Raw genomic sequence first — 21,726 nt, forward strand, 5'->3', positions numbered from 1 at the left:
AGGCGTGGCGGGATTATAAACCGGAACCGGGTCAATTCCTTGATTTCACATCGCTATCGGGGCAAAGAGTCGAACAGCACCAGCGCATGGGGGGCCACAGTGACTCGCGCCCTCTCCCCCTCCAGCGGCTCCCCAATGCTGGCCTCCAGCAACTGATCCCCGCACGCCACCAGCACCCGGCAGTGGTGACCGAGGAACTGTTGCTCCCGAACCTCCAGCTTCCCCTCTGGCGCCGCCGTCAGCACCAGTTGCTGGGGTCTGAGCATCAGCTGCAGCCGCTCACCGACGGCCCGGCCATGGGGCTCATGGCCCGTGATCCGCCCCAGTGCCGTCTGCACGCTGTGGCCGTCCACCACCTCGGCTGCCAGGTAGTTGACCCCGCCGAGAAACTCCGCCACGAAGCGGTTCTGCGGGCGGCGATAGAGCCGCTCCGGCTCCCCCACCTGCTCGATGCGACCGGCCCGAAACAGCGCCAGCCGGTCGGCAAAGGCGAACGCCTCCTCCTTGCTGTGGCTGACGAAGATGGCCCCTATGCCCTGGCGCTTGAGCAGGGCGCGGATCTCGAGGATAAGCTTCATCCGCACCTGGGTGTCGATATTGGAGAAGGGCTCGTCCAGCAGCATCAGCCGCGGCTTGCACACCAGGGCGCGGGCGATGGCGACCCGCTGCTGCTGGCCGCCGGAGAGCTGATGGGGGTAGCGCTCCCCCAGCCCCTGCAGGTTGACCAGTGCCAGCGCCTCCTCCACCTGTTGCTGGCGCGCACTGCGGCGCTGGCGTGCCAGCCCGAAGCCGACGTTGTCGGCCACCGTCAGGTGCGGAAACAAGGCGTAATCCTGGAAGATCATGCCGATGTTGCGCGCCTCCGGCGCCAGGCTCTGACCCGGCCCATCCAGCAGGGTATCACCGAGCCGGATAGTCCCCTCAACCAGCGGCAGCAGGCCGGCCACGGCCTTGAGCAGGGTGGTCTTGCCACAGCCACTGGCCCCCAGCAGGCAGACGATCTCGTTGTCGGCCACCTGCAGGAAAAGTTGCTCCAGCACGGGCCGGCCGTTGTAGTGGCAGCTGACCTTCTCGATATTCAGACAAGACAAGGCTCGTCTCCTTTGTTCTTTGACATCAGGCCGGATGCGGGCTCAGTGGCCCTGACTGTCCAGGCTGCGATTGATCCAGATAAGCGGCACCAGGCCTACCAGTACGATGACGATGGCGCCGAGCGCCCCCCGCTCCAGCATCTCGTCCGAGACGAACTGATAGACGTGGGTCGCCAGGGTCTCGAAGTTGAAGGGGCGCAGCAGCAGGGCGGCGGGCAGCTCCTTCATGGATTCGATAAATACCAGCAGGGCGCCGGCGAACAGGCCGCGCCGCACCAGGGGCAGGTGTACCCGCCGCAGCATGCCGCCGGTGCCCTGCCCCAGGGAGCGGGCCGCCAGATCCAGGCTCGGGGAGATCTTGCCCATGCTGCTCTCCACCGAGCCGATGGCGATGGCCACGAAGCGCACCAGATAGCCAAACACGATGGCGGTGAGGGTGCCGGTCAGCAGCAGACCCGGTCCCTGCATGCCGAGCCACTGCGCCAAATCATTGATGCCAAAATCGAGCGCCGTCAGCGGCACCAGCACCCCGATGGCGAGCACAGTGCCCGGCATGGCGTAACCCATGGCGGCGATGCGCAGGGGCAAGAGGCTGCGAGCACTGCCATCGAGGCGGCGGCTGAAGCCGAGCAGCAGGGCGACCGCCATGGCGAGCAGGGCGGTCAGGGCCGAGATAGCCAAACTGTTGCCGGCGAAGCGGATGAACTCCGGCGTCCAGGAGAGGGCGAAGTAGCGCACCCCGTAGTCGAGCAGGATGGCGAACGGCAGGGCGAAGCCTGCCAGTACCAGGCCCCAACACCAGACTCCGGCCAGCAGGCGCCAGCCGCCCTTGAGGGGATAGCGCAGCGGCACCTCATGACCCATGGATTTTTGGAACACCTGCTGGCGGCTGCGGGAGCGGCGCTCCAGCGCGATCAGCAACACCACAGCCAGCAGCATCAGGCAGGAGAGCTTGGCGGCGGTGGCCAGGCTGCCGTAGCCGAGCCAGGTATCGTAGATGGCGGTGGTGAGCGTGTTGACAGCGAAGAAGTGGACGGTGGCAAAATCCGCCAATGTCTCCATCGCCACCAGGGAGGCGGCCACCATGATGGCGGGACGGGCCAGGGGCAGGCTCAGGCGGCGAAAGCTCTGCCAGGGAGTGCAGCCGAGCAGCCGGCTGGAGTGGATGAGGCTGACGGACTGTTCCAGGAAGGAGGCGCGGGCCAGCAGATAGACATAGGGGAACAACACCAGGGCCAGCACCCAGGCGGCCCCGCCGAGGGAGCGAATGGCCGGCAACCAGTAATCCGCCGGGCTCTGCCAGCCAAACAGGGCGCGCAGCCCCGCCTGCAACGGGCCCGAGTAGTCCAGCAGATCCGTGTAGACGTAAGCGACGATATAAGAGGGCATGGCCATGGGCAGCATCAGCGCCCACTGCAGGGCACGGCGCCCCGGCATCTGGCACATGGCCACCAGCCAGGCGGTAGGTACCCCGAACAGCAGGCTGAGCCCCACCACGGCCAGCACCAGCCCGGCTGTGTTGGCGAGGTAGTCCGGCAAGACGGTATCGGCGAGATGGGAAAACAGCTCCCCGTCCGCCGAGAAGGCGGAGAAGACGAGGGCGAGTACAGGTAACCCCAGCAGCAAGGCGCTCGCCCAGCTGCCGGCAATCCAACCTAGATGTTTCATGGGATCACAGAAATTGATGGGGCCAGCGGCCCCATCCGATTAGAGGTCGAACTTCACTTCATCCAGCAACTGCAGGGCATCCTTGCGGTGCTTGGCATAGTCGCTGACCGGCAGGGCGTCAGACTTGAAGCTGCCCCAGGATTTGACCATGGCGGACGGCTCGACCCCTGCCTTGACCGGGTACTCGGCGTTCACGTCCGCGTACATGTGCTGGGCGGTGTCGCCGGAGAGGAACTCCATCAGCTTCTGGGCCGCTTCCTTGTTCTTGGCGTACTTGGTCATGGCCACGCCACTCACGTTGACGTGGGCACCGCGATCGGCCTGGTTCGGGAAGTTGATGTAGACCGCATCGGCCCAGGATTTTTGCGCCGGATCCTTCAGCATGGCGCCGAGGTAGTAGCTGTTGCCGAGGGAAACGTCACAGATGCCATCCTTGATCGCCTTGACCTGATCCCGATCGTTGCCCTGGGGCTTGCGCGCCAGGTTGGCCTTGACCCCTTCCAGCCAGGTCTTGGTGTCGGCCATGCCGTCATGGGCGATCATGGAGGAGACCAGGGCCACGTTGTACTCGTGCTTGCCGCTGCGGGTACAAATTTTGCCTTTGAATTCAGGCTTCACCAGATCTTCATAGCGGATGGTGTCGAGCTTGCCGAGACGATCCTTGCTGGAATAGATTGCCCGCACCCGGGTGGTCAGGGCGAACCACTTGTTGTCCGGATCCCGGTAGATGGAGGGGATGTTCTGCTGCAGGGTCTTGCTGTCCACCGCCTGCACCAGATCCTTGTCCACCAGATCGGTCAGGCGGCTGATGTCGACGGTCAGCATCAGGTCGGCCGGGGAGAGCTTGCCTTCCCGCTCCAGACGCTCGTTCAGCCCCTCTTTGGCGAACACCACGTTGACCTTGATCCCGGTTTCCTTCTCGAACTGCTGGATGATGGGCTTGATCAGCTCATCCTGGCGGTTGGAGTAGACATTCACTTCTGCGGCGGCAAAGGCCGACGGGGCGACCAGGGTGGAGAAGGCCAGCGCCAGCATCTTCATTTTCATCGTCCGTTCCTTGTGTTGCGTGTCATTGATAATTATTTTTGTTTGCATCTTGCACGAGGTAAGGCACGGGGATCAAGGCGGTTTCAGGAGGTAGGATCACATATTTAACCATTGACCAAACAAAAGGGACCGGATGGTGTCCCATCCGGTCTCTCAATGATAACTCACTCGATATTTTGGCTCGCCTGGCACTGTCTGCTGCCGATCTTGGCGTCAGCCCACCAAGGATCTGCGCTGGCCGGTATGGGGGATCACAGGGCCTCGTCGTCACTCTCGCCGGTACGGATACGCACCGCCTGCAACAGGTCATAGACGAAGATCTTGCCGTCACCTATCTTGCCTGTGTAGGCCGCCTTGCAGATGGCCTCGATCACCCCTTCCACGTTGTCGTCGGCGGTGGCGATCTCCAGCTTTACCTTGGGCAGGAAGTCGACCTGGTACTCGGCTCCCCGGTATAATTCGGTGTGGCCCTTCTGACGGCCGAAGCCCTTGACCTCGGACACGGTCAGGCCCTCGACCCCCAGGTTGGCGATGGCCTCGCGCACATCGTCCAACTTGAAGGGTTTGATAATCGCAGTAATCAGCTTCATCTGGTTGCTCCCAATCCATGGTATGTCTTGCAAGAGACATCAATTCTTGTGCCAAGTATTTTTATTGTTTATTTTCATAAAGATAGGCTTTAACCCTTGGGCCATTATAGCCCGGGATCACCAAGGAAGCGCATCTCGCCCCATAATGAGGCACCAAGCTGCACCAGACTCCCTTGATGCACCAAATGAGAGCATCACCCCATGTTAGTCATCTCCAACAGCGTCACCATTCCCTGGCATGAGCTGCAGTTCCAGACCATGCGCGCCCAGGGCAACGGCGGTCAGCATGTCAACAAGACAGACTCCGCCGTCTGGCTACGCTTCGATTACCGGGACTCCCCCAGCCTGACGCCACTCTACAAGGAGGGGCTGGAGCGGCTCGCCGACAGCCGGGTACACGACGGTTTCATCCAGATCAGGGTCGAGACCCACCGCAGTCAGGACATGAACCGCAAGGAGGCCATGAACCGGTTGACCGAGCTCTTGAAGAAGGCCGCCTGGCGTCCCAAGGCGCGCCATGCCACCAAGCCCACCCGCAGCTCCCAGCGCAAGCGGGTCGATGCCAAGAAGCGCAAGGGGGAGATCAAATCGACCCGCGGCAAACCCGGGCTGGAATGAGCCGCCATCACCCCATCGGAGGAAGCAGTGCAGATACGATACGGTTTTTGTGACAGTGCCATCGGGCCCCTGCTCGTCGCCATCGACAAGGATGGCTTGCGCCACGTGGAGTTTGTACAAGGGGAGCGCCCTATCCAGCCGGCGCCCGAATGGCTGAGGGATGACCAGGCATTGGCCCCTTTCATCGAGCAGTTCGAAGCCTACCTTGCCGGCCGCCTGCAGCGCTTCGATCTGCCGCTCGCCGCCCGAGGCACCCCGTTCCAGCAAGCGGTCTGGCAGGCGCTGTGTGACATTCCCTATGGCGAGACCGTCAGCTATCTCGACATCGCCCAGGCCATCGGCAACCCCAAGGCGATGCGCGCCGTGGGTGCCGCCAACGGCCAGAATCCCCTGAGCATCATAGTGCCCTGCCATCGCGTCATCGGCCGCAACGGCAACCTGACCGGCTACGGGGGCGGCCTGCCCATCAAGCGTTGGCTGCTCGCGCTGGAGCAAGAGCACTGTGGCTTCACCCTCACTCCCTGATAGCCAAGGCCTCTCCTCGACCACTGGCTGCTCGCGTTGAAGCGAGGCAGCCCTGGTTTCATTTTCACTCCCTGACGGTCCTGGCCTCCCCCGTCAGGACATTGGCCGCTGACGTCGCACAGAATGGGTAGAGCATCGTATTTACACTTTTAATTTCGTCAGATTAAAAATAAAACACTGATTATTTAAATAAACACAGCAGCAAGCCAATGCCCCATGGATGGCCGGCAGCGTTTATCAAAATGAACACAGTATGAAGAATCGCCTCAGAAGGGCTTCAGATAGCGGCAGGCATGATGGCCTCATACTTGGATGGCACGGTTCATCCCTCCTCCAGGTAGCACCCATGTGACGCTTCCAATCTGTCTTTTTCCCCGCGCCTCCCCAGAGGCGCTTTTTTTTTGCCCGCCATCCGGCCACAAAAAAGCCCGCCGAAGCGGGCTCTGACCGGAAGGTGCTAGCTTCGGGGTCAATCAGAGGGCGAGGAAGAGGCCTGCCAGGGAGGCGCTCATCAGGTTCGCCAGCACACCCGCCAGGATGGCACGCATGCCGTAACGGGCGATGAAGGCCTTGCGCTCCGGCACCATGGAACCGAGGCCGCCGATCAGGATCGCCATGGAGGAGATGTTGGCGAAGCCGCACAGGGCGAAGGTGACGATGGCCTTGCTCGACTCGCTCAGGGTCTGATCCTGCACCAGGGCGATGAAGGCGACGAACTCGTTGATGACGATCTTGGTACCGATCAGCGCCCCTGCGGCCTGAGCCTCGCCCCAAGGCACACCGATGAGCCAGGAGACGGGGGCAAACAGCCAGCCCAGGATGATCTGGAAGCTCAGGTCCAGCCCCACCAGATCCCCGGTCCAGCCGAGCAGGCCGTTGAGCAGGGCGATGACGCCGACGAAGGCCAGCAGGGTGGCGCCCACCGCCACTGCGATGTTCAGACCGGCCATGGCACCGTCGGCCGCCGCCTCGATGACGTTGGTCGAGCGCGGCATCTCCACGTCCTGGTGGTGATCCACCTCATCGGCACTGGGGGGGACCAGGATCTTGGCCATGGCCAGACCGGCGGGGGCGGACATGAAGGCCGCCGCTATCAGGTATTTCAGCTCGACGCCGATGCTGGCGTAACCCACGAGCGTGCCGCCGGCCACCGAGGCCAGACCGCAGCTCATCACCGCGAAGAACTGAGAGTCGGACATCTTGGAGAGGTAAGGCTTGACCACCAGGGGCGCTTCCACCATGCCGACGAAGATGTTGGCGGTGGCGGAGAGGCTCTCGGCGCGGCCGGTACCCAGCAGCTTTTGCAGGCCGCCGCCGAGCAGGGCGATCACCTTGGGCATCAGGCCGATGTGGTAGAGGATGGCGATGAGGGCGGAGAAGAAGATGATCACCGGCAGCACGTTGAAGGCGAAGATGAAGCCCAGCTTGAACTTGGCCAGATCCCCGAACAGGAAGGCAATCCCCTCCTGGCCGTAGCCGATCACGCTGCTGACGCTCTCACTGACGCCGTTCAGCACGTGCTGACCGGCAGGCAACCAGAGCACCAGGCCGGCAAACAGCACTTGCAGGCAGAGGGCCAGGCCCACTGTTCGCAACGGGATACGACGACGATTATCAGAGCAGAGTACGGCCAGCGCCAGAATACTCAGGATGCCGAGCAGGGCGATCATAGGGGTTCCATCTATTGGGATAAAAGATGGGCGCGGATTCTGCGCTCCCTCCCCCGTCACTGCAAGCCCGCTTGGTTGCAGACCTGTTAGCAAAAACGTTTTCACGATACCGGTTGCGGCAAGCTGCTGATTTGGCTCGGTTTTGGTATCAGGCGAAAGCCAGCGTTTTTATATGGAAACGATTATTCTTCCCTGCCGGACAATTTGCCCCCAAGCCAGGGGGCGAGTCGCTGCTCCCAGTAGGGCTCCGGGCCGAAGCTCTCCTTGAGAAAATCGATGAACAGCCGGATCTTGGGATCCAGGTGCTCGCGCCTGGCGTAGACGGCGTGCACCGCCATCTTCTGGTTCGGTCGCCACTGGGGCAGCAGGGGTATGAGCTGGCCGGATTGCAGCTCCTTGTCCAGCAGGTAGGTGGCCACGTAGGCGATGCCGAGCCCGGCCAGGGCTGCGTCCCGCACCGCCTCCGCCAGATCCACCCGGTAGTTGCCCGCCACTTGCACCGTCTGGCGCTCCTTGCCCTGGCGAAACGACCACTCGTGATAGCGCCGCTCCCGGCTCTGATAGGTGATGCAGTTGTGCTGGGCGAGATCTTTCGGGTGCAGCGGGGTACCGTGGCTCAGCAGATAATCCGGCGAGGCCACCAGCACGAAGCCGATGTCTGCCAGCCGCTGCCCCACCAGGGCCTCCGGCTTGTCCTCATAGGTGGTGATCCAGAGATCCAGCCCCTCATCCACCAGGTTGGTGCGACGATCGAACAGGGAGACTTCCAGCTCCAGATCCGGGTAGCGATCCTGGAATGCCTTGAGCCGAGGGATCACGTGCAGCCGACCGAAGGACTGGCCGACCCCGAGGTGCAGCACGCCGCTTACCTTGCCGCGGCGCTCCGCCACCATGGAGTCCGCCTCCAGCGCCACCGCCACCAGGGCGCGGCAGTGACGGGCATACTCCTGACCGAGCTCGGTCAGGGAGAAGCGGCGGGTGGTGCGCTGCACCAGCTGGGCCCCGAGTTCCGCTTCGAGCTGGGCCAGCTGTTTGCTGATATAGGACTTGGAGACGCCGAGCCGGCGCGCGGCCGCCGAGATGCCCTGTTCACGAACCAGGGCATCGAAGATCACCATTTGGGGCAGACGTTGCAGCACGGTATGTCCAGACAGAGAGGGAGGCCGCCATTATTCCAGAGCGGCCCGGCTAGGCCTAGCGTTCGAGCGCCTGTTTCAGCTCGCCCAGCAAGGGCTCCTCTCCCGGCTCCTGGTTGGCGCCATAGCTGCCGAGCAGCCTACCATCGCGGCCGATCAGGTACTTGTGGAAGTTCCAGCCGGGGGCATCCCCACCGGCGGCGGCCGCCAGTCCCCGGTAAATCGGGCTGGCATCCGAGCCGCGTACGGCGATGCGGTTGAACATGGGGAAGGTCACACCGTAGTCACGACGACAGACGCTAGCTGTCTTGCCCTCGTCCGCAGATTCCTGCCAGAAGTCGTTGGAGGGAAAGCCCAGCACGATCAGGCCTTTATCCTTGTAGCTCTGGTAGAGCCGCTCCAGATCGGCAAACTGGCCGCGATAGCCGCAGTAGGAGGCGGTGTTGACCACCAGCACCACCTTGCCCTCGGTCAGCTGGCAGAGGTTGTGGCGCTGGGTGCTGTTCAACTCCCGCTGTTCCACGTTGAAATAGTCGGGGCAGGCAGCAGAAGCTGCGCCTACAGCGAGCAATAACAGCAGCATCATCCATTTCATTGCACGGTTCCTTCCGAGTAGATGAGGGTCATACGGGCGAGCCGAGAGTTTGGTTCAGCCCGGGATCAATGCAGCGCTATGCCAGTGAGCCAGCCGTGGCCCCAGAAGATGAGCAAAGCGCTCGCGGCCAGGCCTGCCCCCACGCTGATCCCGGTCCCTCGCCAGCTGGCTGCGGGCCTCGGCTTCTGCCGCCAGTCCCGCACCGAAATCCAGACGATGCTGACCAGGGCCCAGAGCCCTATGCCGCCAAACAGCACCAGGGAGCGGGCCTCGCTGTTGACCGCCAGATGGCCGCCCGCCCACAGCAGGGTGCCGATGAGTTGAGGGTGCACCAGGTAGCGCCGAAAGTGATTGGCCCCCTGGCCGGCGCACAGCAGGATCAGCGCCACCGGCATGATCCCCATCGCCAGCATGGGGCCCCAGGCGGGCAGGAAATAGAGCGGCATGGGGCTGGCACTGCGCCAGCCGGCGATGATGCAGCCGATGGCCACGAACACCAGCAGGGAGAAGAGGCCCTTGTAGCGGTTCTCCCCCAGCCGTTCCCGCAGGCGGGCACGGTGCATCGGGGCGAAGCAGGGATAGAGGTGAGTCAGGGCAAACAGCACTACCCCCAGGGTCAGCAAGATCATCGGTTGCTCCTCGCACTTTGCCCCTCGCAATGAGGAGATCTCTATATAGCAGCGCCTCAGGGGGACCTATTTCTCGTCACCCCTCATGGGGGGGATCACTATGCCGCAAAGCGCCCGGCCAGAATAGAAAAACCACAGAGAAGACAGCGAGATAATGAAAAAAGCCGATCATAAGATCGGCAAGGTGCGTCAGAGGGTCTGCTGCCAGGCAGCCAGCCACATCCGCTACACGGGGCAGGGTCGGCCGGTGTCCTGCACCGGCCAGAAGAGGAGTTATTTGCGTAGCAGGTAGAGGGCCGCCACGTTGCGGGCCGTGAGCTGCAGGTTGGTGGTGGCCGTCGCCAGCGCCTCCGGCAGGGACATGGCACGGTTGACCACGGCGAACACGGCATCCAGACCATGCTCGTGCACTACACCGTAATCATCGGTGAGGCAACCCGAGATGCCGATCACCGGCTTGCCGAACTGCTTGGCGCAGCGCGCCACCCCGATAGGGGTCTTGCCGTGGATGGTCTGGCTGTCGATGCGTCCCTCGCCGGTGATGACGAGATCCGCATCCGCCACCGCCTCGGCCAGTTTCAGCGCTTCGATGACGATCTGGATGCCGGGCTTGAGCTCGGCGCCGAGCAACCCCACCAGGGCCGCGCCCATGCCACCGGCGGCGCCGGCACCGGGAATATCCTTCACCTGCTTGCCGAGGGCCTGCTCGATGCAGTGGGCGTAGTGGGCCAGGTTGGCATCGAGCTGCGCCACCATCTCGGGGGTCGCCCCCTTCTGCGGGCCAAACACGGCGGAGGCACCCTTGGGGCCGCACAGCGGGTTGTCCACGTCACAGGCCACTTCGATGGTGAGCCCGGCCAGACGGGGATCCAGCCCGCTGAGATCGATACTGGCCAGCTCGTTCAGGCCGCCACCACCCAGTGCTGTTGGGGTGCCGTCGCTTTTAAGCAGCTTGCCGCCCAGCGCCTGGATCATGCCGGCACCGCCGTCGTTGGTGGCGCTGCCGCCGATGCCGAGGATGAGGTGAGAGATCCCCATCTCCAGCGCCGCTAGGATCAGCTCCCCCGTGCCCCAGCTTGAGGTGAGCAAGGGGTTGCGGCGCTCCGGCTCCACCAGGTGCAGGCCGGAGGCAGCGGCCATCTCTATGATGGCGCGCTCCCCGTCCCCCAGCAGGCCGACGAAGCCCTGCACCCGGTTGCCGAGGGGGGCGGTCACCTCCACCGGCAGGATGCGACCACCTGTGGCATCGATCAGGGACTGTACCGTGCCCTCGCCGCCGTCTGCCATGGGTAGCTTGACGTAGGTGGCGTCGGGCAATACTTGCTTGAAACCGGCCTCGATGGCATCAGCCACCGCCATGGCGCTCAGGCTCTCCTTGAATGAATCCGGGGCGATCACAATTTTCATATCAGTTCCTTAGGCGAGACCGAACACGCCAAACATCAGGGTGGAGACGGCAGCTATGGTCAGACCGACGGCAGTTTCGTAGGGAATCAGCTTGAGACGCTCGCTCACCCCCATGTGCACGCTGCCCCCGGTGGCATGGAAGAAGGAGCCGTGGGGCATGTGGTCAAACACGGTGGCACCGGCGTGGATCATGGCGGCCCCCGCCAGGCTGCTGATGCCAAGTTCAATCAGGGTCGAGCTGAACACGTTGGAGGCGACCACGGTACCGGCTGTGGTCGAGGCGGTCGCCAGGGACATCAGGGCACCGGAGATGGGGGCCAGCAGGTAGGAAGGCAGGCCGGAGGCGGTCAGGCCGCTGATCAGCACATCCTTGAGGCCCGAGTTGGCTATGATGCCCGCCAGGGTACCCGTCCCCAGCAACATGATGGCCACCGGCGCCATGCGGGCCAGACCCGACACCGCAAACTGGTTCACCTTGCTGAACTTGCCCATCATCAGGGCGCCCACCAGGCCGCCGAGGGGCAAGGCGATGAGGGGATCCACGACTATGCCGGCGACCGGGCGCAGGGCCAGCAGCAGGATGGCGACCAGGGGCGCACTGATGGCGGCCAGGAAACCGGGCAGCTTGGTGTCATCGAAGCTCACCACCTCGTCGGCCGCGACCTTGCTGCCCTTGTTGTTGAGGCGCTTGGCCAGCCAGTAGGCCATCACCAGACCGAACAGGCCGGGGATGATGCCCGCCGCCATGACGGAGGTGAGCGGCAAATGGAAGGCATCCGCCGCGGCTATGGCGTTCGGGTTCGGAGACATGACGTTGCCCGCCTTGCCACCCCCTATCATGGCCAGCAGGATGGCGGCCTTGGAGAGATCGGCGCGGCGTGCGATGGCGAGCGCTATGGGGGCGACCGTGATGACGGCCACGTCCACGAAGACGCCGACCGCGGTCAGGATCAGGGTGGCCAGCGCCAGCGCCAGCAGGGCCCGGGTCTCGCCGAGTTTCTTGACTATGGTCTCGGCGATAGTGGTGGCCGCACCAGATTCAATCAAGACACCCGCCAGCACGCCGGCCGCCAGGATCCGCATCACGGCTGTGGTGATCCCCTGGGCGCCACCGATCATCAGGGCGACGGTCTGGGTCAGATCGGCACCGCCGATCAGGCCACCGGCCAGGGCACCGACGATCATGCCGTAAGCGGGCGGCACCTTCTTCAGGATGAGGAAGATGGCGATGGAGAGCGCGGCGAGAGCGCCGAGCGCGGATACAGGGATCATGACGGGCACCTTTTGTTGTCGTTAGTGGCCGCCATTATGAGGATCCCGGCTCGGAATGCTTTGGATGAAAAGCCAAACCTTGCTCTCCAGCACTCCTTGCTTTTGTTCTTTTGAACAAATCAGCCGTCGAGATTCAGCCCGAGATAGAGCAGGAACTTGTCATCTAACCTATTGAAACTTAACCCGGTTATCTGCTCTATCCGGGTCAGCCGGTAGCGTAGGGTATTGGGATGAATGAAGAGTGAATCAGCACAGGGATGCAGATCACAGTCCTGCAAGAAATATTGGCGCAGCGTCTTTTGCAGCACCCCCTTGCCATCCTCCTTCGCCAGTTTCTGCAGGGGCGCGCGCAGCTGATCCGCCTGCCAGGAGTCCGCCAGGCTGCCGAGCAGCACCGGCAGCCGGTAATCCTCGAAGAAGTAGACCTGCTTGCGCGGCGCCTGACGCATGCCGCGGCGCAGGGTATCCCGCGCCGTCTGGTAGGAGCGCGCCAGCCCGCCGGTGCCGGCGAAGTAATCACCCACCCCGATGCGCACCTTGAAGTGGGGGATGCGGGTCAGCAGCTGCTTGATGCGGCTGCGCTCCTGATCCGACTGCCAGACCCCGTCGCTGAGCTGGGCCGGTTTGAGCACCACTATCTCGTCCAGGCCGTTGATGGCCACCAGATTGTCCCGCTCCGGGTTTTCCAGCAGGTGCACCAGCTCCCGCAGCCGGGCGGGATCTGCCTCCTCCAGCGCCAGCACGGCCACCACCCGCGGCTGGGCCAGATCCAGGTCGAGGAAGCGGGCCGCCTGCTGCAACTGATCCACCCGCCCCTCGCCACGAATGAGCTGCAGCACCAGCTCCTCCTTGTGACGCTTGTCCCACTGCAGCTGTTCGGTCAGCGCCGCCTGCTCCAGAATGAGCTCGGCGGTCATGCGCACCAGCTCGGCGTAAGCGCGCACTTCGTCCGGATCCCCCGAGATGCCGATGACCCCGAGCAGCTCCCCCTGATAGGCGATGGGCAGGTTGATGCCAGGGCGCACCCCTTTGAGCTGCTGGGCGGTCGCCTCGCTTATCTCCACTACCCGGTTTTCGGTCAGGGCCAGCACGGCGCCCTCGTGGCGCTGGTGCAGCCGCTCCGGGTTGCCGGACGCTATGATGAGGCCGTGTTCATCCATGACGTTGACCGAGAAGGACAATATCTTCATCGCCCGGCTGACGATCTGACGAGCGAGGGTGTCATTAAGCTGCATGGGATTTCCTGACAATGAGCTGCCAAGTATCAACGCTGGGGGAAATTGCCGGCATGAGGTCTCCGTGTAAAACCAGGGTGGCAGCGCAAAGATGCCACATCATCAAGACAAGCGAGGGGGGGATCGCTAGAATAGGCCACTTTACCTCAGGTGTGCCCCACCAGGGATCACGGATTTGACGCGACCCCGTGGTGATGAGCCTGCCGTTATCTGATGGACTGCGCAATGGATTATGAATTTCGCCGCGACCCGTTCGGTGGTTATCGCGCCCGGTTCTCCATGGGCCACGAAGCCATCGGTCAGTGGCTGATCGACGAGGTGGGCAAGGATGAGGAGAAACTCGATCTGCTGTTCTCCGTCATCGACGAGCTCTCCAGCCGTACCCGCGTCGAATACCAGCTGGCTGGGGGTGACTACTCCCTGCTGCTCACCCATGAGGAGGCGGAGGTGAAGGCCAACGTCCTCAATATCGCGCTGGACGAGGATCTCGACGATCTCGCCTACTACGATGATGAGCAGCTGGCCATGTGCGGGCTGGAAGATTTTGCCCAGGTGCTCGCCTCCTGGCGCGCCTTTATCCGCAACGAGGATATGGGCTAGTACCCTTTATGAATTTGGCGGGCAAGGGCCCGCAGCAACCCAACAGGATTGACTATGTCTATTTACGATTTTGATGACGAACTGCCGGAAGACGAAGAACAGGATCAGCCGAAGAAAGCAGCCCCGGCCAAGAAGAAGGGCAAGCAGGTGATGAATACTCAGGTCAACCTGAGCCCGCGCGATGCCAGCCGCCTGAACGGCATGCACGTGGAAGCCATCGCCACCCTGGACGACGTCAGCCTGCCGAAGAACGTGATCTTCAAGGCTGGCCTGATCGCCCTGGGCGAGCTGGAGGCCACCAAGCGCGCCGACATCATCGCCCGCGTCATCGCTGAATCTGGCCGATAAGCATCTGCTTAAAGGCAAAAAATCAGTCTTATATGCCGCCAGAATACCATCTCATGGTGCAAGGTCGCTAACAAGATAACCATAGCCGGAGCCTCTGCTCCGGCTTTTTTATGCCCAATTGTCCTCGCTTTGGCCAGCGGCTCAGGGATCCGACCAGTCAATTGACCCTTGTGTCACGACAGGGGGAGCCGTTAAGGTGCGCCCCTCTAACGCACAAGGAGACTCAATGTTGCCACTACCTGATGCCCTGATCTGGGGCGCCCTGGCCCTGGCCGTGCTGCTCTGCCTGGCGCGCCAACGCACACCCGGCCTGCTCCTGCTCGGGGTCGCCCTGCTCGCGGCCCTCGCCCTCGGCCGCATCACGCCCCTGGCCCTGCTCATCAGCTTCGCCGGTCTGCTGCTGGCCTGGCGCACTCCCAGCCTGCCCGCCCCGTGGCGTGGTGTGGCGCTCGGCCTGGTGCTGTTGTGGGCCATCGCCCTCACCCTGCATCTCATTCCGGGCTTTGACAACCTGCGGGTGCTGGACAAGGTTCAGGCCGGCCCCGCCAGCGTTCCCTTCACCCTCTATCTCAATCTGGACAAGCCGCTGATCTTCTTCGGCCTGCTGCTGGCCTGGCCCGCCCTGCTCGGTCAGGGAGGTCCAATCCGCTGGCGACCGCTGGCCCTGCTGGTGCTGCCGCTGGCGGCCCTGTTGCTGCTCGCCTGGCAGCTTGGTGCCCTCAAGCCGGAAGTGGGCCTGCCCCACTGGTGGTGGCTGTTTGCGGCCAACAACCTGCTGTTCACCTGCGTGGCGGAAGAGGCGCTGTTTCGGGGCTTTATCCAGCAAGGGGTGGCGAGCCGAAGCAAGCCCTGGTTCGGGATCCTGGTCGCCAGCCTACTGTTCGGGGCCGCGCACCTGGCCGGTGGCCCGCTGCTGGTGTTGTTTGCCGCCCTGGCGGGGGCCTGCTACGGGCTGGCGTTCCAGCTGAGCGGGCGGCTGAGTGTCGCCATCTTGCTGCACTTCCTGTTCAACTTCGCCCACCTGGCCCTCTTCACCTACCCGCTGGCAAGCCGCTAAATGTCGGGCGAGTCAGTACATAGCGGATAAAAAAAGCCCCGAACCAGACAGTTCGGGGCTTTTTGTCGAAGGGCGAATGAGCTAGTCGACGTAGAAGGTCTGCTGGAAGGTGAGCGTCTGCTGCTGCCCCTCCCCCATGATCTTCAGGGTGAACTGGTAGGTGTCCTCGTTGCGATAGGGCAGCACAGCCAAGTAATAGATGGACTCACCCTCCTTCACCTCCTGGAAGCTCAGGGTGCGTATGGTGCCGGTGAGGTTCTTGGCCTCGCCGCTGATCCCCACCGCCTGAGCCACGCCCTGCTTGTTCTGCACCGCAATATTGATGATGCCGTTGTAGCGGCTGCGCTCCAGGCCATAGGCCTTGGCCACCTCTGGGGTGAGGAAGCTGGAGTTGAAGGCGCTGTAGTGCACCTGCCAGGGGCCCAGCTCCTTCATCTGCTCCGCCCGCAGTGGCAGCGTCATCAGAAGTGCCAACAGGCAGCTAATCCAGGCTGTTTTCATGATGTCATCCTTTTCGTGTTCAGCTATCCAGCAGGGCATCCACCTCGGCGGGGATCTGCTTTGGCGACTCGATGGCAACCGTCTTGTGCCGCCCCAGCTCCCCCCGCACGATGCGGACCTGCCCCTTGGCCACCTTGAACTGCTTGGCCAGGTACTTGATCAAGTGGCTATTGGCCTGACCATCCACCGGCGGCGCCGTGATGGCCACCTTCAACTCGTCACCATGCAGGCCGACGATCTGATCCCGGCTCGCCTTGGGCTGGATCATCAGGTGCAGTATCAGCTCGTCCCCCTCGCGCAGGACGGCTGGCATCAGATCATCCACCACAGCTGGCCGAACAGATCTCCTAACAGATAGTTTATGGCCTGCAGGGCGATAAAGGCGACCAGCACCGAAAGATCCAGCCCGCCCAGGGCCGGCAGGATGCGGCGGATGGGGGCGAGGAAGGGCTCGGTCAGCTGGTGCATCACGTATTCGATGGGGTTGCGACCCTGGCTGACCCAGCTCAGGATGGCGCGGATCAGCAGTACCCAGAAGATCATGGATCCCGCTTTCTTCAGCACTGTGAGGAAGGCAAACAGGCTGAGAGTGAGCCAGTCGGCCAGCAGCACGTTCATGCTCTTGAGCAGCGCCAGCTTGGCGAAGGCGATGATGATGGCCAGCAGCACAGAGGCCATGTCCAGCCCGCCAAAGCCCGGGATGATGCGACGCAAGGGCACCACCAGCGGGTTGGTCAGCTTGACCACCATCTGGCTCATGGGGTTGTAGAAATCGGCGCGCGCCCACTGCAGCCAGACCCGCAGCAGCACCACCATGAGATAGATATCGAAAATCGTGTTAATCAAAAAATAAGCCGTGTTCATCCGGGCTCCTGGTCAAAAAAAGGTCAGAAAAGGGTTTCCATTTCGGCGGCACGGGTCACGGCCGCCTGCATGGCGCGAGCGGTCAGCGGCATCAGCCCCTGCTCCTGGAAAGTCTTGACGGCTTCGGCCGTGGTGCCGCCCTTGCTGGTCACCTGCTCGCGCAGGGTCTGCAGGGAGAGCTCGGGATTGCGCTCCACCATGGCGGCGGCGCCGAGCGCTGTCTGTTGCACCAGCAGCCGGGCCTGCTCAGGGGAGAAGCCCATGGCCTCGGCCTCTTCGGCGATCGCCTGCATGAACAGGAAGAAGTAGGCAGGGGCACTGCCCGCCGCGGCTATGACGCCGTTGATGCCAGACTCCTGCTCGGTCCAGAGGGTCTTGCCCACGGACTGCATCATCTGCTCGGCGAAGTCGCGATCCTCCTGACTGATGGCGGGCGACGCATACAGGCCCGTCATCCCCAGACCCAGCAGGGAGGGGGTGTTCGGCATGGTACGGATGATGCGCTCATGACCCCCGGCCATCTCGCTCAACCGCTCGACCTTGATGCCGGCGGCGATGGAGATGAGCAGCTTGCCCTCCAGGGAGCCGAGCTCGGCCACTAGCGCCGCCAGCATGCCTGCCATCAGTTGCGGCTTGACCGCCAGTACGATGACATCGCTCACTCTGGCCGCCTCGGCGTTGTCCTGGGTCACGCGAATGCCAAACTCGCTGGCCAGCGCGTCCAGCTTGGGGCGGCTCGGGTTGGCGGCCAGGATCCGATCGGCCGGATAACCCGATCCGATGAGGCCGGCAATGATACTGCGGCTCATGTTGCCCGCCCCGATGAAGGCGAGGATCTTATGCTGCATCTTGCACTCCTGCTGATGAAATGGCTGTGGAACCCTGCGTGCTCATCTCGATGAAGGCGAGCGTTCTATGCTGCATCCAGGGCTCCTGTTTGATGACGAACACAGTGACCGGCGGCGTGGCTGCCGCGCTGGCGCTGCATTCACGCTTGTTCGTTTATGCGTAGTCGCGGGCGCCGAAGATGGCGGTGCCGACCCGCACCATGGTGCTGCCATGGGCGATCGCCGGCTCCAGATCCTCGGTCATGCCCATGGAGAGGGTGTCGACGCTCGGGTATTGTCGCGCAAGCTCGGTGAACAGAGCCTGCATACGCCGCATCTGCGTCGCCAGCACAACCTCGTCGCTGGTGTGTTCTGGAATAGCCATCAAGCCACGCAGTACCAGTCGCTCACTCTGGGCCACCAGCGCCGCCAGCCGGAAAATCTCTTGCTCCGACGTACCGGATTTGCTGCTCTCTCCGCTAATATTGATTTGCAGACAGACATTTAGCGCAGGCAGCCCGGCTGGGCGTTGATTGTTGAGGCGCTCGATCAGCTTGTCACGATCGACGCTTTGTACCCAGTCGAATCGCTCTGCGACCAGTCTGGATTTGTTCGATTGCAGCGGGCCGATAAAGTGCCACTCTATGTCTGCATAGTCAGCCTGGGCGCGCAGGGTATCGATCTTGAGGGCGGCCTCCTGGGCATAGGATTCGCCGAAGCGGCGCTGACCCGCGCCATAGGCAGCCTGAATGGCCTCAAGCGGCTTGGTCTTGCTGACCGCGAGCAGCTGGATATGATCGGCACCACGGCCAGCCTGCTTGGCGGCCTGTACAATACGTTCCTTTACCTGAAGCAGGTGCTGGGCAATCTGGTTCATTTTTCGTTCGTGATCTTGTGATGGGAGAATAACAAGTCTATGGATATCACAGAGTTATTGGCTTTCAGTGTAAAGCATAAGGCCTCGGATCTACACCTCTCGGCCGGGGTTCCTCCGATGATCAGGGTTGATGGAGAGGTTCGCAAGATCAATTTGCCCGCCCTGGACCACAGGGAAGTACACGCCCTCATCTATGACATCATGAACGACCACCAGCGCAAGGAGCTGGAAGAGCACTTCGAGGTGGACTTCTCCTTCGAGGTGCCCGGCATGGCGCGCTTTCGGGTCAACGCCTTCCAGCAATCCCGCGGCTCGGGCGCCGTGTTTCGCACCATCCCGAGCACAGTGCTGAGCCTGGAAGATCTGGGGGCGCCCGAGATGTTTCGCAAGATTGCCGAGTTCCCCCGCGGCCTGGTGCTGGTAACCGGGCCGACCGGTTCGGGCAAGTCCACCACCCTGGCGGCCATGGTCGATTACATCAACGACAACTTCCACCAGCACATCCTCACCATCGAGGATCCCATCGAATTCGTGCACGAGAACAAGCGCTGCCTGGTGAACCAACGCGAGGTGCACCGCGACACCAAGAGTTTCACCAACGCCCTGCGTTCGGCCCTGCGGGAAGACCCGGACATCATCTTGGTGGGGGAGATGCGAGACCTCGAAACCATACGCCTCGCCCTGACCGCGGCCGAGACCGGCCACCTGGTGTTTGGCACCCTGCACACCTCGTCGGCGGCCAAGACCATAGACCGTATCATCGACGTCTTCCCGGGCTCGGAGAAGGATATGGTGCGATCCATGCTGTCCGAATCCCTGCGGGCGGTCATCTCCCAGACCCTGCTCAAGCGGATCGGGGGCGGCCGGGTGGCGGCCCACGAGATCATGCTGGGGATCCCGGCGGTTAGAAACCTCATCCGGGAAGACAAGGTCGCCCAGCTCTACTCCGTCATCCAGACCGGGATGACCCACGGCATGCAAACCATGGATCAGAGCCTCAAGCAGTTGGTCAACCGGGGCATAGTGGCCGCCCTGGATGCCAAGGCCAAGGCCGCCGATCCCAACAGCATTTAGTACGATCTCAAACCCAAGGAGACGCTATGAACATGGATGTTCTGCTCGCTGCACTGGTTGAACAAAAGGGCTCGGATCTCTTCATCACGGTCGACGCCCCCCCCACCCTCAAGGTCAATGGCCGCCTGGTCCCCCTCGGGAATACCCCGCTGGACAGGCAGGCGGCCCTCGCCCTGGTCAGGGAGAGCCTGGATACGGAACACTTCGAGCGCTATCTGCGCACCCGGGAGGCGAACTACGCCATCCACCGTGAGGCGCTCGGGCGGTTTCGGGTCAGCGCCTTCTGGCAGCAGGATCAGCCGGGCATGGTGCTGCGCCGCATCGAGACCCACATCCCCGGCTTCGACGAGCTGGTACTGCCCCGGGTGCTGCAAGATGTCGCCATGGCCAAGCGCGGGCTTGTGCTGTTTGTCGGTGCCACCGGCGCCGGCAAGTCCACCACCCAGGCGGCCATGATTGGCTACCGCAACCAGCACGGTGACGGCCATATCCTGACGGTGGAAGATCCGGTGGAGTTCGTGCACAGCCACGGCCGCAGCCTGGTGACCCAGCGGGAGGTGGGAATAGACACCGAATCCTTCGATGTGGCGCTCAAGAACTCCATGCGCCAGGCGCCGGATGTCATCCTGATCGGCGAGATCAGAAGCCAGGAGACCATGGAGCTAGCCATCCAGTTTGCCGAGACCGGCCATCTCTGCCTCGCCACCCTGCACGCCAACAACGCCAATCAGGCGCTGGATCGCATCCTCCACCTGGTGCCCCAGGAGAAACACCGCCAGTTCCTGTTCGATCTCTCCTTCAACCTGCGCGCCATAGTCGCGCAACAACTGCTGCCCAGCCTGACCGGTCAGCGCCGGGTCGCCGCCTTCGAGATCCTGCTCAATACCCCCCTCATCACCGACATCGTCCGCAAGGGAGAAGTGCATCGACTCAAGGAGGTGATGACCAAATCCAGCGAACTCGGCATGCAGACCTTCGATCAGGCGCTGTTCGCCCTGTTCTGCGCCGGCCAAATTGGCTACAGTGAGGCCCTTGCCCACGCGGACTCCGCCAACGACCTGCGACTGCTTATCAAGCTGTCCGGTCGTGAGCAGTTGAGCGCAGGTTCATTGGACAACGTCACCCTGGACGAATGAGGGGGCGTGCGTCGCCGCAAGTAAAGGATAGATATGCTGATTGTGGTTTCCCCGGCCAAGACGCTGGATTACGAGTCGCCGCTGGTGACCTCCCGTTTCACCCAGCCCGAGTTGCTGGATCACTCGGCCCGCCTTATCACCCGTGCCCGCCAGCTGGCGCCGGACCAGATCGCCAGCCTGATGAAAATCAGCGACAAGCTGGCCGGCCTCAATGCCGCCCGCTTTAGCGAGTGGCAGCCGGACTTCAACCCGGCCAACGCCCGTCAGGCGCTGCTGGCCTTCAAGGGGGATGTCTACACGGGTCTGGCGGTGGAGGACTTCAGCGAGGAGGACTTCGACTTCGCCCAACAGCACCTGCGCATGCTGTCCGGACTTTACGGTGTGTTGCGCCCGCTGGATCTGATGATGCCCTACCGCCTCGAGATGGGCATTCGCCTGGACAACGAGCGCGGCAAGGATCTCTACCAGTTCTGGGGCGACACCATCACCGAGCACCTGAACAAGGCGCTGGCCGCCCAGGGAGATCAAGCGCTGATCAACCTGGCCTCCGACGAGTATTTCAAGTCGGTGCGACCCAAGGCGCTGAAGGGGCGGATCATCACCCCTGTGTTCAAGGACGAGAAGAACGGCCAGTTCAAGATCATCAGCTTCTACGCCAAGAAGGCGCGCGGCATGATGGCCCGCCACATCATCAAGCACCGCCTGACCGAGGTGGAGCAGCTGACCGGTTTCAACGACGGCGGCTACTATTTCGTGCCAGAAGAGTCGAACGACAGCACCCTGATGTTCAAGCGCACTGAAAATTAATTACAAAAAGAGGGAACCAACCGCAGGATCCTCGGGTCTGAACCTATGAATCCTCTGTTGTAAGCACTTTTTGTTAGCCGACGTTTATGCGTCGGCTTTTTTCTGTCCGCGATCCGGCGGGATCCTGCCAGGATCCCCATCAACACAAAGGC

The 21,726-nt window shown here is 62.6% G+C and carries 24 protein-coding genes; 8 read left to right on the top strand and 16 right to left on the bottom strand.

Translation table 11 applies throughout. The features are described from left to right. Nucleotides 1-53: 53 nt before the first annotated feature. The 4 genes from CUC44_RS03260 to glnK all read right to left on the bottom strand — a co-directional run bounded on the left by CUC44_RS03260 (nucleotide 54) and on the right by glnK (nucleotide 4,396). Complete coding sequence (locus CUC44_RS03260) at nucleotides 54-1,091, bottom strand: ABC transporter ATP-binding protein (protein ID WP_100858564.1); 1,038 nt, start codon at nucleotides 1,089-1,091, stop codon at nucleotides 54-56. A 42-nt stretch (nucleotides 1,092-1,133) separates the two neighbouring features. Beyond that, entirely contained in the window at nucleotides 1,134-2,759 is a 1,626-nt protein-coding gene (locus CUC44_RS03265) for an ABC transporter permease (protein WP_100858565.1), read from the bottom strand. 39 nt (nucleotides 2,760-2,798) lie between these two features. Next, nucleotides 2,799-3,806, bottom strand: coding sequence for a Fe(3+) ABC transporter substrate-binding protein (locus CUC44_RS03270; RefSeq protein ID WP_100858566.1), 1,008 nt, complete (start codon nucleotides 3,804-3,806; stop codon nucleotides 2,799-2,801). 251 nt (nucleotides 3,807-4,057) lie between these two features. Then, the gene (gene glnK, locus CUC44_RS03275) at nucleotides 4,058-4,396 is read right to left on the bottom strand and encodes a P-II family nitrogen regulator (RefSeq protein ID WP_011704615.1); all 339 of its coding nucleotides are present in this window, start codon (nucleotides 4,394-4,396) and stop codon (nucleotides 4,058-4,060) included. A 201-nt stretch (nucleotides 4,397-4,597) separates the two neighbouring features. On the opposite strand from glnK, the gene arfB reads away from it, so the two are divergent. Together arfB and CUC44_RS03285 are read left to right on the top strand one after the other, a co-directional pair. Then, on the top strand, nucleotides 4,598-5,014 hold the full coding sequence (arfB, locus tag CUC44_RS03280; RefSeq protein WP_100858567.1) for an alternative ribosome rescue aminoacyl-tRNA hydrolase ArfB: 417 nt from the start codon (nucleotides 4,598-4,600) through the stop codon (nucleotides 5,012-5,014). A gap of 33 nt (nucleotides 5,015-5,047) precedes the next feature. Continuing rightward, nucleotides 5,048-5,539 carry a methylated-DNA--[protein]-cysteine S-methyltransferase gene (locus tag CUC44_RS03285; protein ID WP_100858851.1) on the top strand — a complete coding sequence of 164 codons (492 nt, stop codon included), beginning with the start codon at nucleotides 5,048-5,050 and terminating at the stop codon, nucleotides 5,537-5,539. Nucleotides 5,540-6,012: 473 nt separating this feature from the next. On the opposite strand, the gene CUC44_RS03290 is transcribed toward CUC44_RS03285, so the two are convergent. The 7 genes from CUC44_RS03290 to CUC44_RS03320 form a co-directional block, all read right to left on the bottom strand. After that, a complete protein-coding gene (locus CUC44_RS03290) occupies nucleotides 6,013-7,209 on the bottom strand; it encodes a NupC/NupG family nucleoside CNT transporter (protein ID WP_100858568.1) in 1,197 nt (398 codons plus the stop codon). 182 nt (nucleotides 7,210-7,391) lie between these two features. Next, on the bottom strand, nucleotides 7,392-8,327 hold the full coding sequence (locus tag CUC44_RS03295) for a LysR family transcriptional regulator (RefSeq protein ID WP_167388779.1): 936 nt from the start codon (nucleotides 8,325-8,327) through the stop codon (nucleotides 7,392-7,394). Between the two features lie 76 nt (nucleotides 8,328-8,403). After that, nucleotides 8,404-8,940 carry a glutathione peroxidase gene (locus CUC44_RS03300; RefSeq protein WP_100858570.1) on the bottom strand — a complete coding sequence of 179 codons (537 nt, stop codon included), beginning with the start codon at nucleotides 8,938-8,940 and terminating at the stop codon, nucleotides 8,404-8,406. A gap of 65 nt (nucleotides 8,941-9,005) precedes the next feature. Next, entirely contained in the window at nucleotides 9,006-9,569 is a 564-nt protein-coding gene (locus tag CUC44_RS03305) for an NnrU family protein (RefSeq protein WP_100858571.1), read from the bottom strand. Nucleotides 9,570-9,842: 273 nt separating this feature from the next. Further along, the gene (locus CUC44_RS03310) at nucleotides 9,843-10,976 is read right to left on the bottom strand and encodes a glycerate kinase (RefSeq protein ID WP_100858572.1); all 1,134 of its coding nucleotides are present in this window, start codon (nucleotides 10,974-10,976) and stop codon (nucleotides 9,843-9,845) included. A gap of 9 nt (nucleotides 10,977-10,985) precedes the next feature. Further along, nucleotides 10,986-12,248, bottom strand: coding sequence for a GntP family permease (locus tag CUC44_RS03315; RefSeq protein WP_100858573.1), 1,263 nt, complete (start codon nucleotides 12,246-12,248; stop codon nucleotides 10,986-10,988). A 119-nt stretch (nucleotides 12,249-12,367) separates the two neighbouring features. Continuing rightward, a complete protein-coding gene (locus CUC44_RS03320; protein ID WP_100858574.1) occupies nucleotides 12,368-13,483 on the bottom strand; it encodes a sugar diacid recognition domain-containing protein in 1,116 nt (371 codons plus the stop codon). Nucleotides 13,484-13,708: 225 nt separating this feature from the next. On the opposite strand from CUC44_RS03320, the gene CUC44_RS03325 reads away from it, so the two are divergent. The 3 genes from CUC44_RS03325 (at nucleotide 13,709) to CUC44_RS03335 (ending at nucleotide 15,488) form a co-directional block, all read left to right on the top strand. Next, nucleotides 13,709-14,083, top strand: coding sequence for a YacL family protein (locus tag CUC44_RS03325; RefSeq protein WP_100858575.1), 375 nt, complete (start codon nucleotides 13,709-13,711; stop codon nucleotides 14,081-14,083). A gap of 54 nt (nucleotides 14,084-14,137) precedes the next feature. Next, the gene (locus tag CUC44_RS03330; protein WP_100858576.1) at nucleotides 14,138-14,431 is read left to right on the top strand and encodes a hypothetical protein; all 294 of its coding nucleotides are present in this window, start codon (nucleotides 14,138-14,140) and stop codon (nucleotides 14,429-14,431) included. Nucleotides 14,432-14,657: 226 nt separating this feature from the next. Then, nucleotides 14,658-15,488: a CPBP family intramembrane glutamic endopeptidase gene (locus tag CUC44_RS03335; RefSeq protein ID WP_100858577.1), complete on the top strand. Its 831-nt coding sequence runs from the start codon at nucleotides 14,658-14,660 to the stop codon at nucleotides 15,486-15,488. A gap of 81 nt (nucleotides 15,489-15,569) precedes the next feature. On the opposite strand, the gene CUC44_RS03340 is transcribed toward CUC44_RS03335, so the two are convergent. The 5 genes from CUC44_RS03340 to CUC44_RS03360 form a co-directional block, all read right to left on the bottom strand. Continuing rightward, nucleotides 15,570-15,989: a DUF4426 domain-containing protein gene (locus CUC44_RS03340; RefSeq protein ID WP_100858578.1), complete on the bottom strand. Its 420-nt coding sequence runs from the start codon at nucleotides 15,987-15,989 to the stop codon at nucleotides 15,570-15,572. A gap of 19 nt (nucleotides 15,990-16,008) precedes the next feature. Further along, nucleotides 16,009-16,302 carry a DUF167 family protein YggU gene (yggU, locus tag CUC44_RS03345; protein WP_100858579.1) on the bottom strand — a complete coding sequence of 98 codons (294 nt, stop codon included), beginning with the start codon at nucleotides 16,300-16,302 and terminating at the stop codon, nucleotides 16,009-16,011. Further along, nucleotides 16,302-16,853 carry a YggT family protein gene (locus tag CUC44_RS03350; RefSeq protein ID WP_100858580.1) on the bottom strand — a complete coding sequence of 184 codons (552 nt, stop codon included), beginning with the start codon at nucleotides 16,851-16,853 and terminating at the stop codon, nucleotides 16,302-16,304. The genes yggU and CUC44_RS03350 overlap by 1 nt, the downstream gene beginning before the upstream one ends. A gap of 23 nt (nucleotides 16,854-16,876) precedes the next feature. Next, the gene (proC, locus tag CUC44_RS03355) at nucleotides 16,877-17,701 is read right to left on the bottom strand and encodes a pyrroline-5-carboxylate reductase (RefSeq protein WP_100858581.1); all 825 of its coding nucleotides are present in this window, start codon (nucleotides 17,699-17,701) and stop codon (nucleotides 16,877-16,879) included. Between the two features lie 154 nt (nucleotides 17,702-17,855). After that, a complete protein-coding gene (locus CUC44_RS03360; RefSeq protein WP_100858582.1) occupies nucleotides 17,856-18,557 on the bottom strand; it encodes a YggS family pyridoxal phosphate-dependent enzyme in 702 nt (233 codons plus the stop codon). A 39-nt stretch (nucleotides 18,558-18,596) separates the two neighbouring features. On the opposite strand from CUC44_RS03360, the gene tapT reads away from it, so the two are divergent. Genes tapT through yaaA form a run of 3 tightly spaced genes read left to right on the top strand, consistent with a single transcriptional unit; the run spans nucleotide 18,597 to nucleotide 21,574 of the window. Then, nucleotides 18,597-19,631 carry a type IVa pilus ATPase TapT gene (tapT, locus tag CUC44_RS03365; RefSeq protein ID WP_100858583.1) on the top strand — a complete coding sequence of 345 codons (1,035 nt, stop codon included), beginning with the start codon at nucleotides 18,597-18,599 and terminating at the stop codon, nucleotides 19,629-19,631. 26 nt (nucleotides 19,632-19,657) lie between these two features. Continuing rightward, nucleotides 19,658-20,767: a PilT/PilU family type 4a pilus ATPase gene (locus CUC44_RS03370; RefSeq protein WP_100858584.1), complete on the top strand. Its 1,110-nt coding sequence runs from the start codon at nucleotides 19,658-19,660 to the stop codon at nucleotides 20,765-20,767. A gap of 33 nt (nucleotides 20,768-20,800) precedes the next feature. Beyond that, nucleotides 20,801-21,574 carry a peroxide stress protein YaaA gene (yaaA, locus tag CUC44_RS03375; protein ID WP_100858585.1) on the top strand — a complete coding sequence of 258 codons (774 nt, stop codon included), beginning with the start codon at nucleotides 20,801-20,803 and terminating at the stop codon, nucleotides 21,572-21,574. The last annotated feature ends 152 nt before the right edge of the window (nucleotides 21,575-21,726 follow it).

Origin of the sequence: Aeromonas lusitana, assembly GCF_002812985.1 — a bacterium.
GTDB classification, from domain to species: domain Bacteria; phylum Pseudomonadota; class Gammaproteobacteria; order Enterobacterales; family Aeromonadaceae; genus Aeromonas; species Aeromonas lusitana.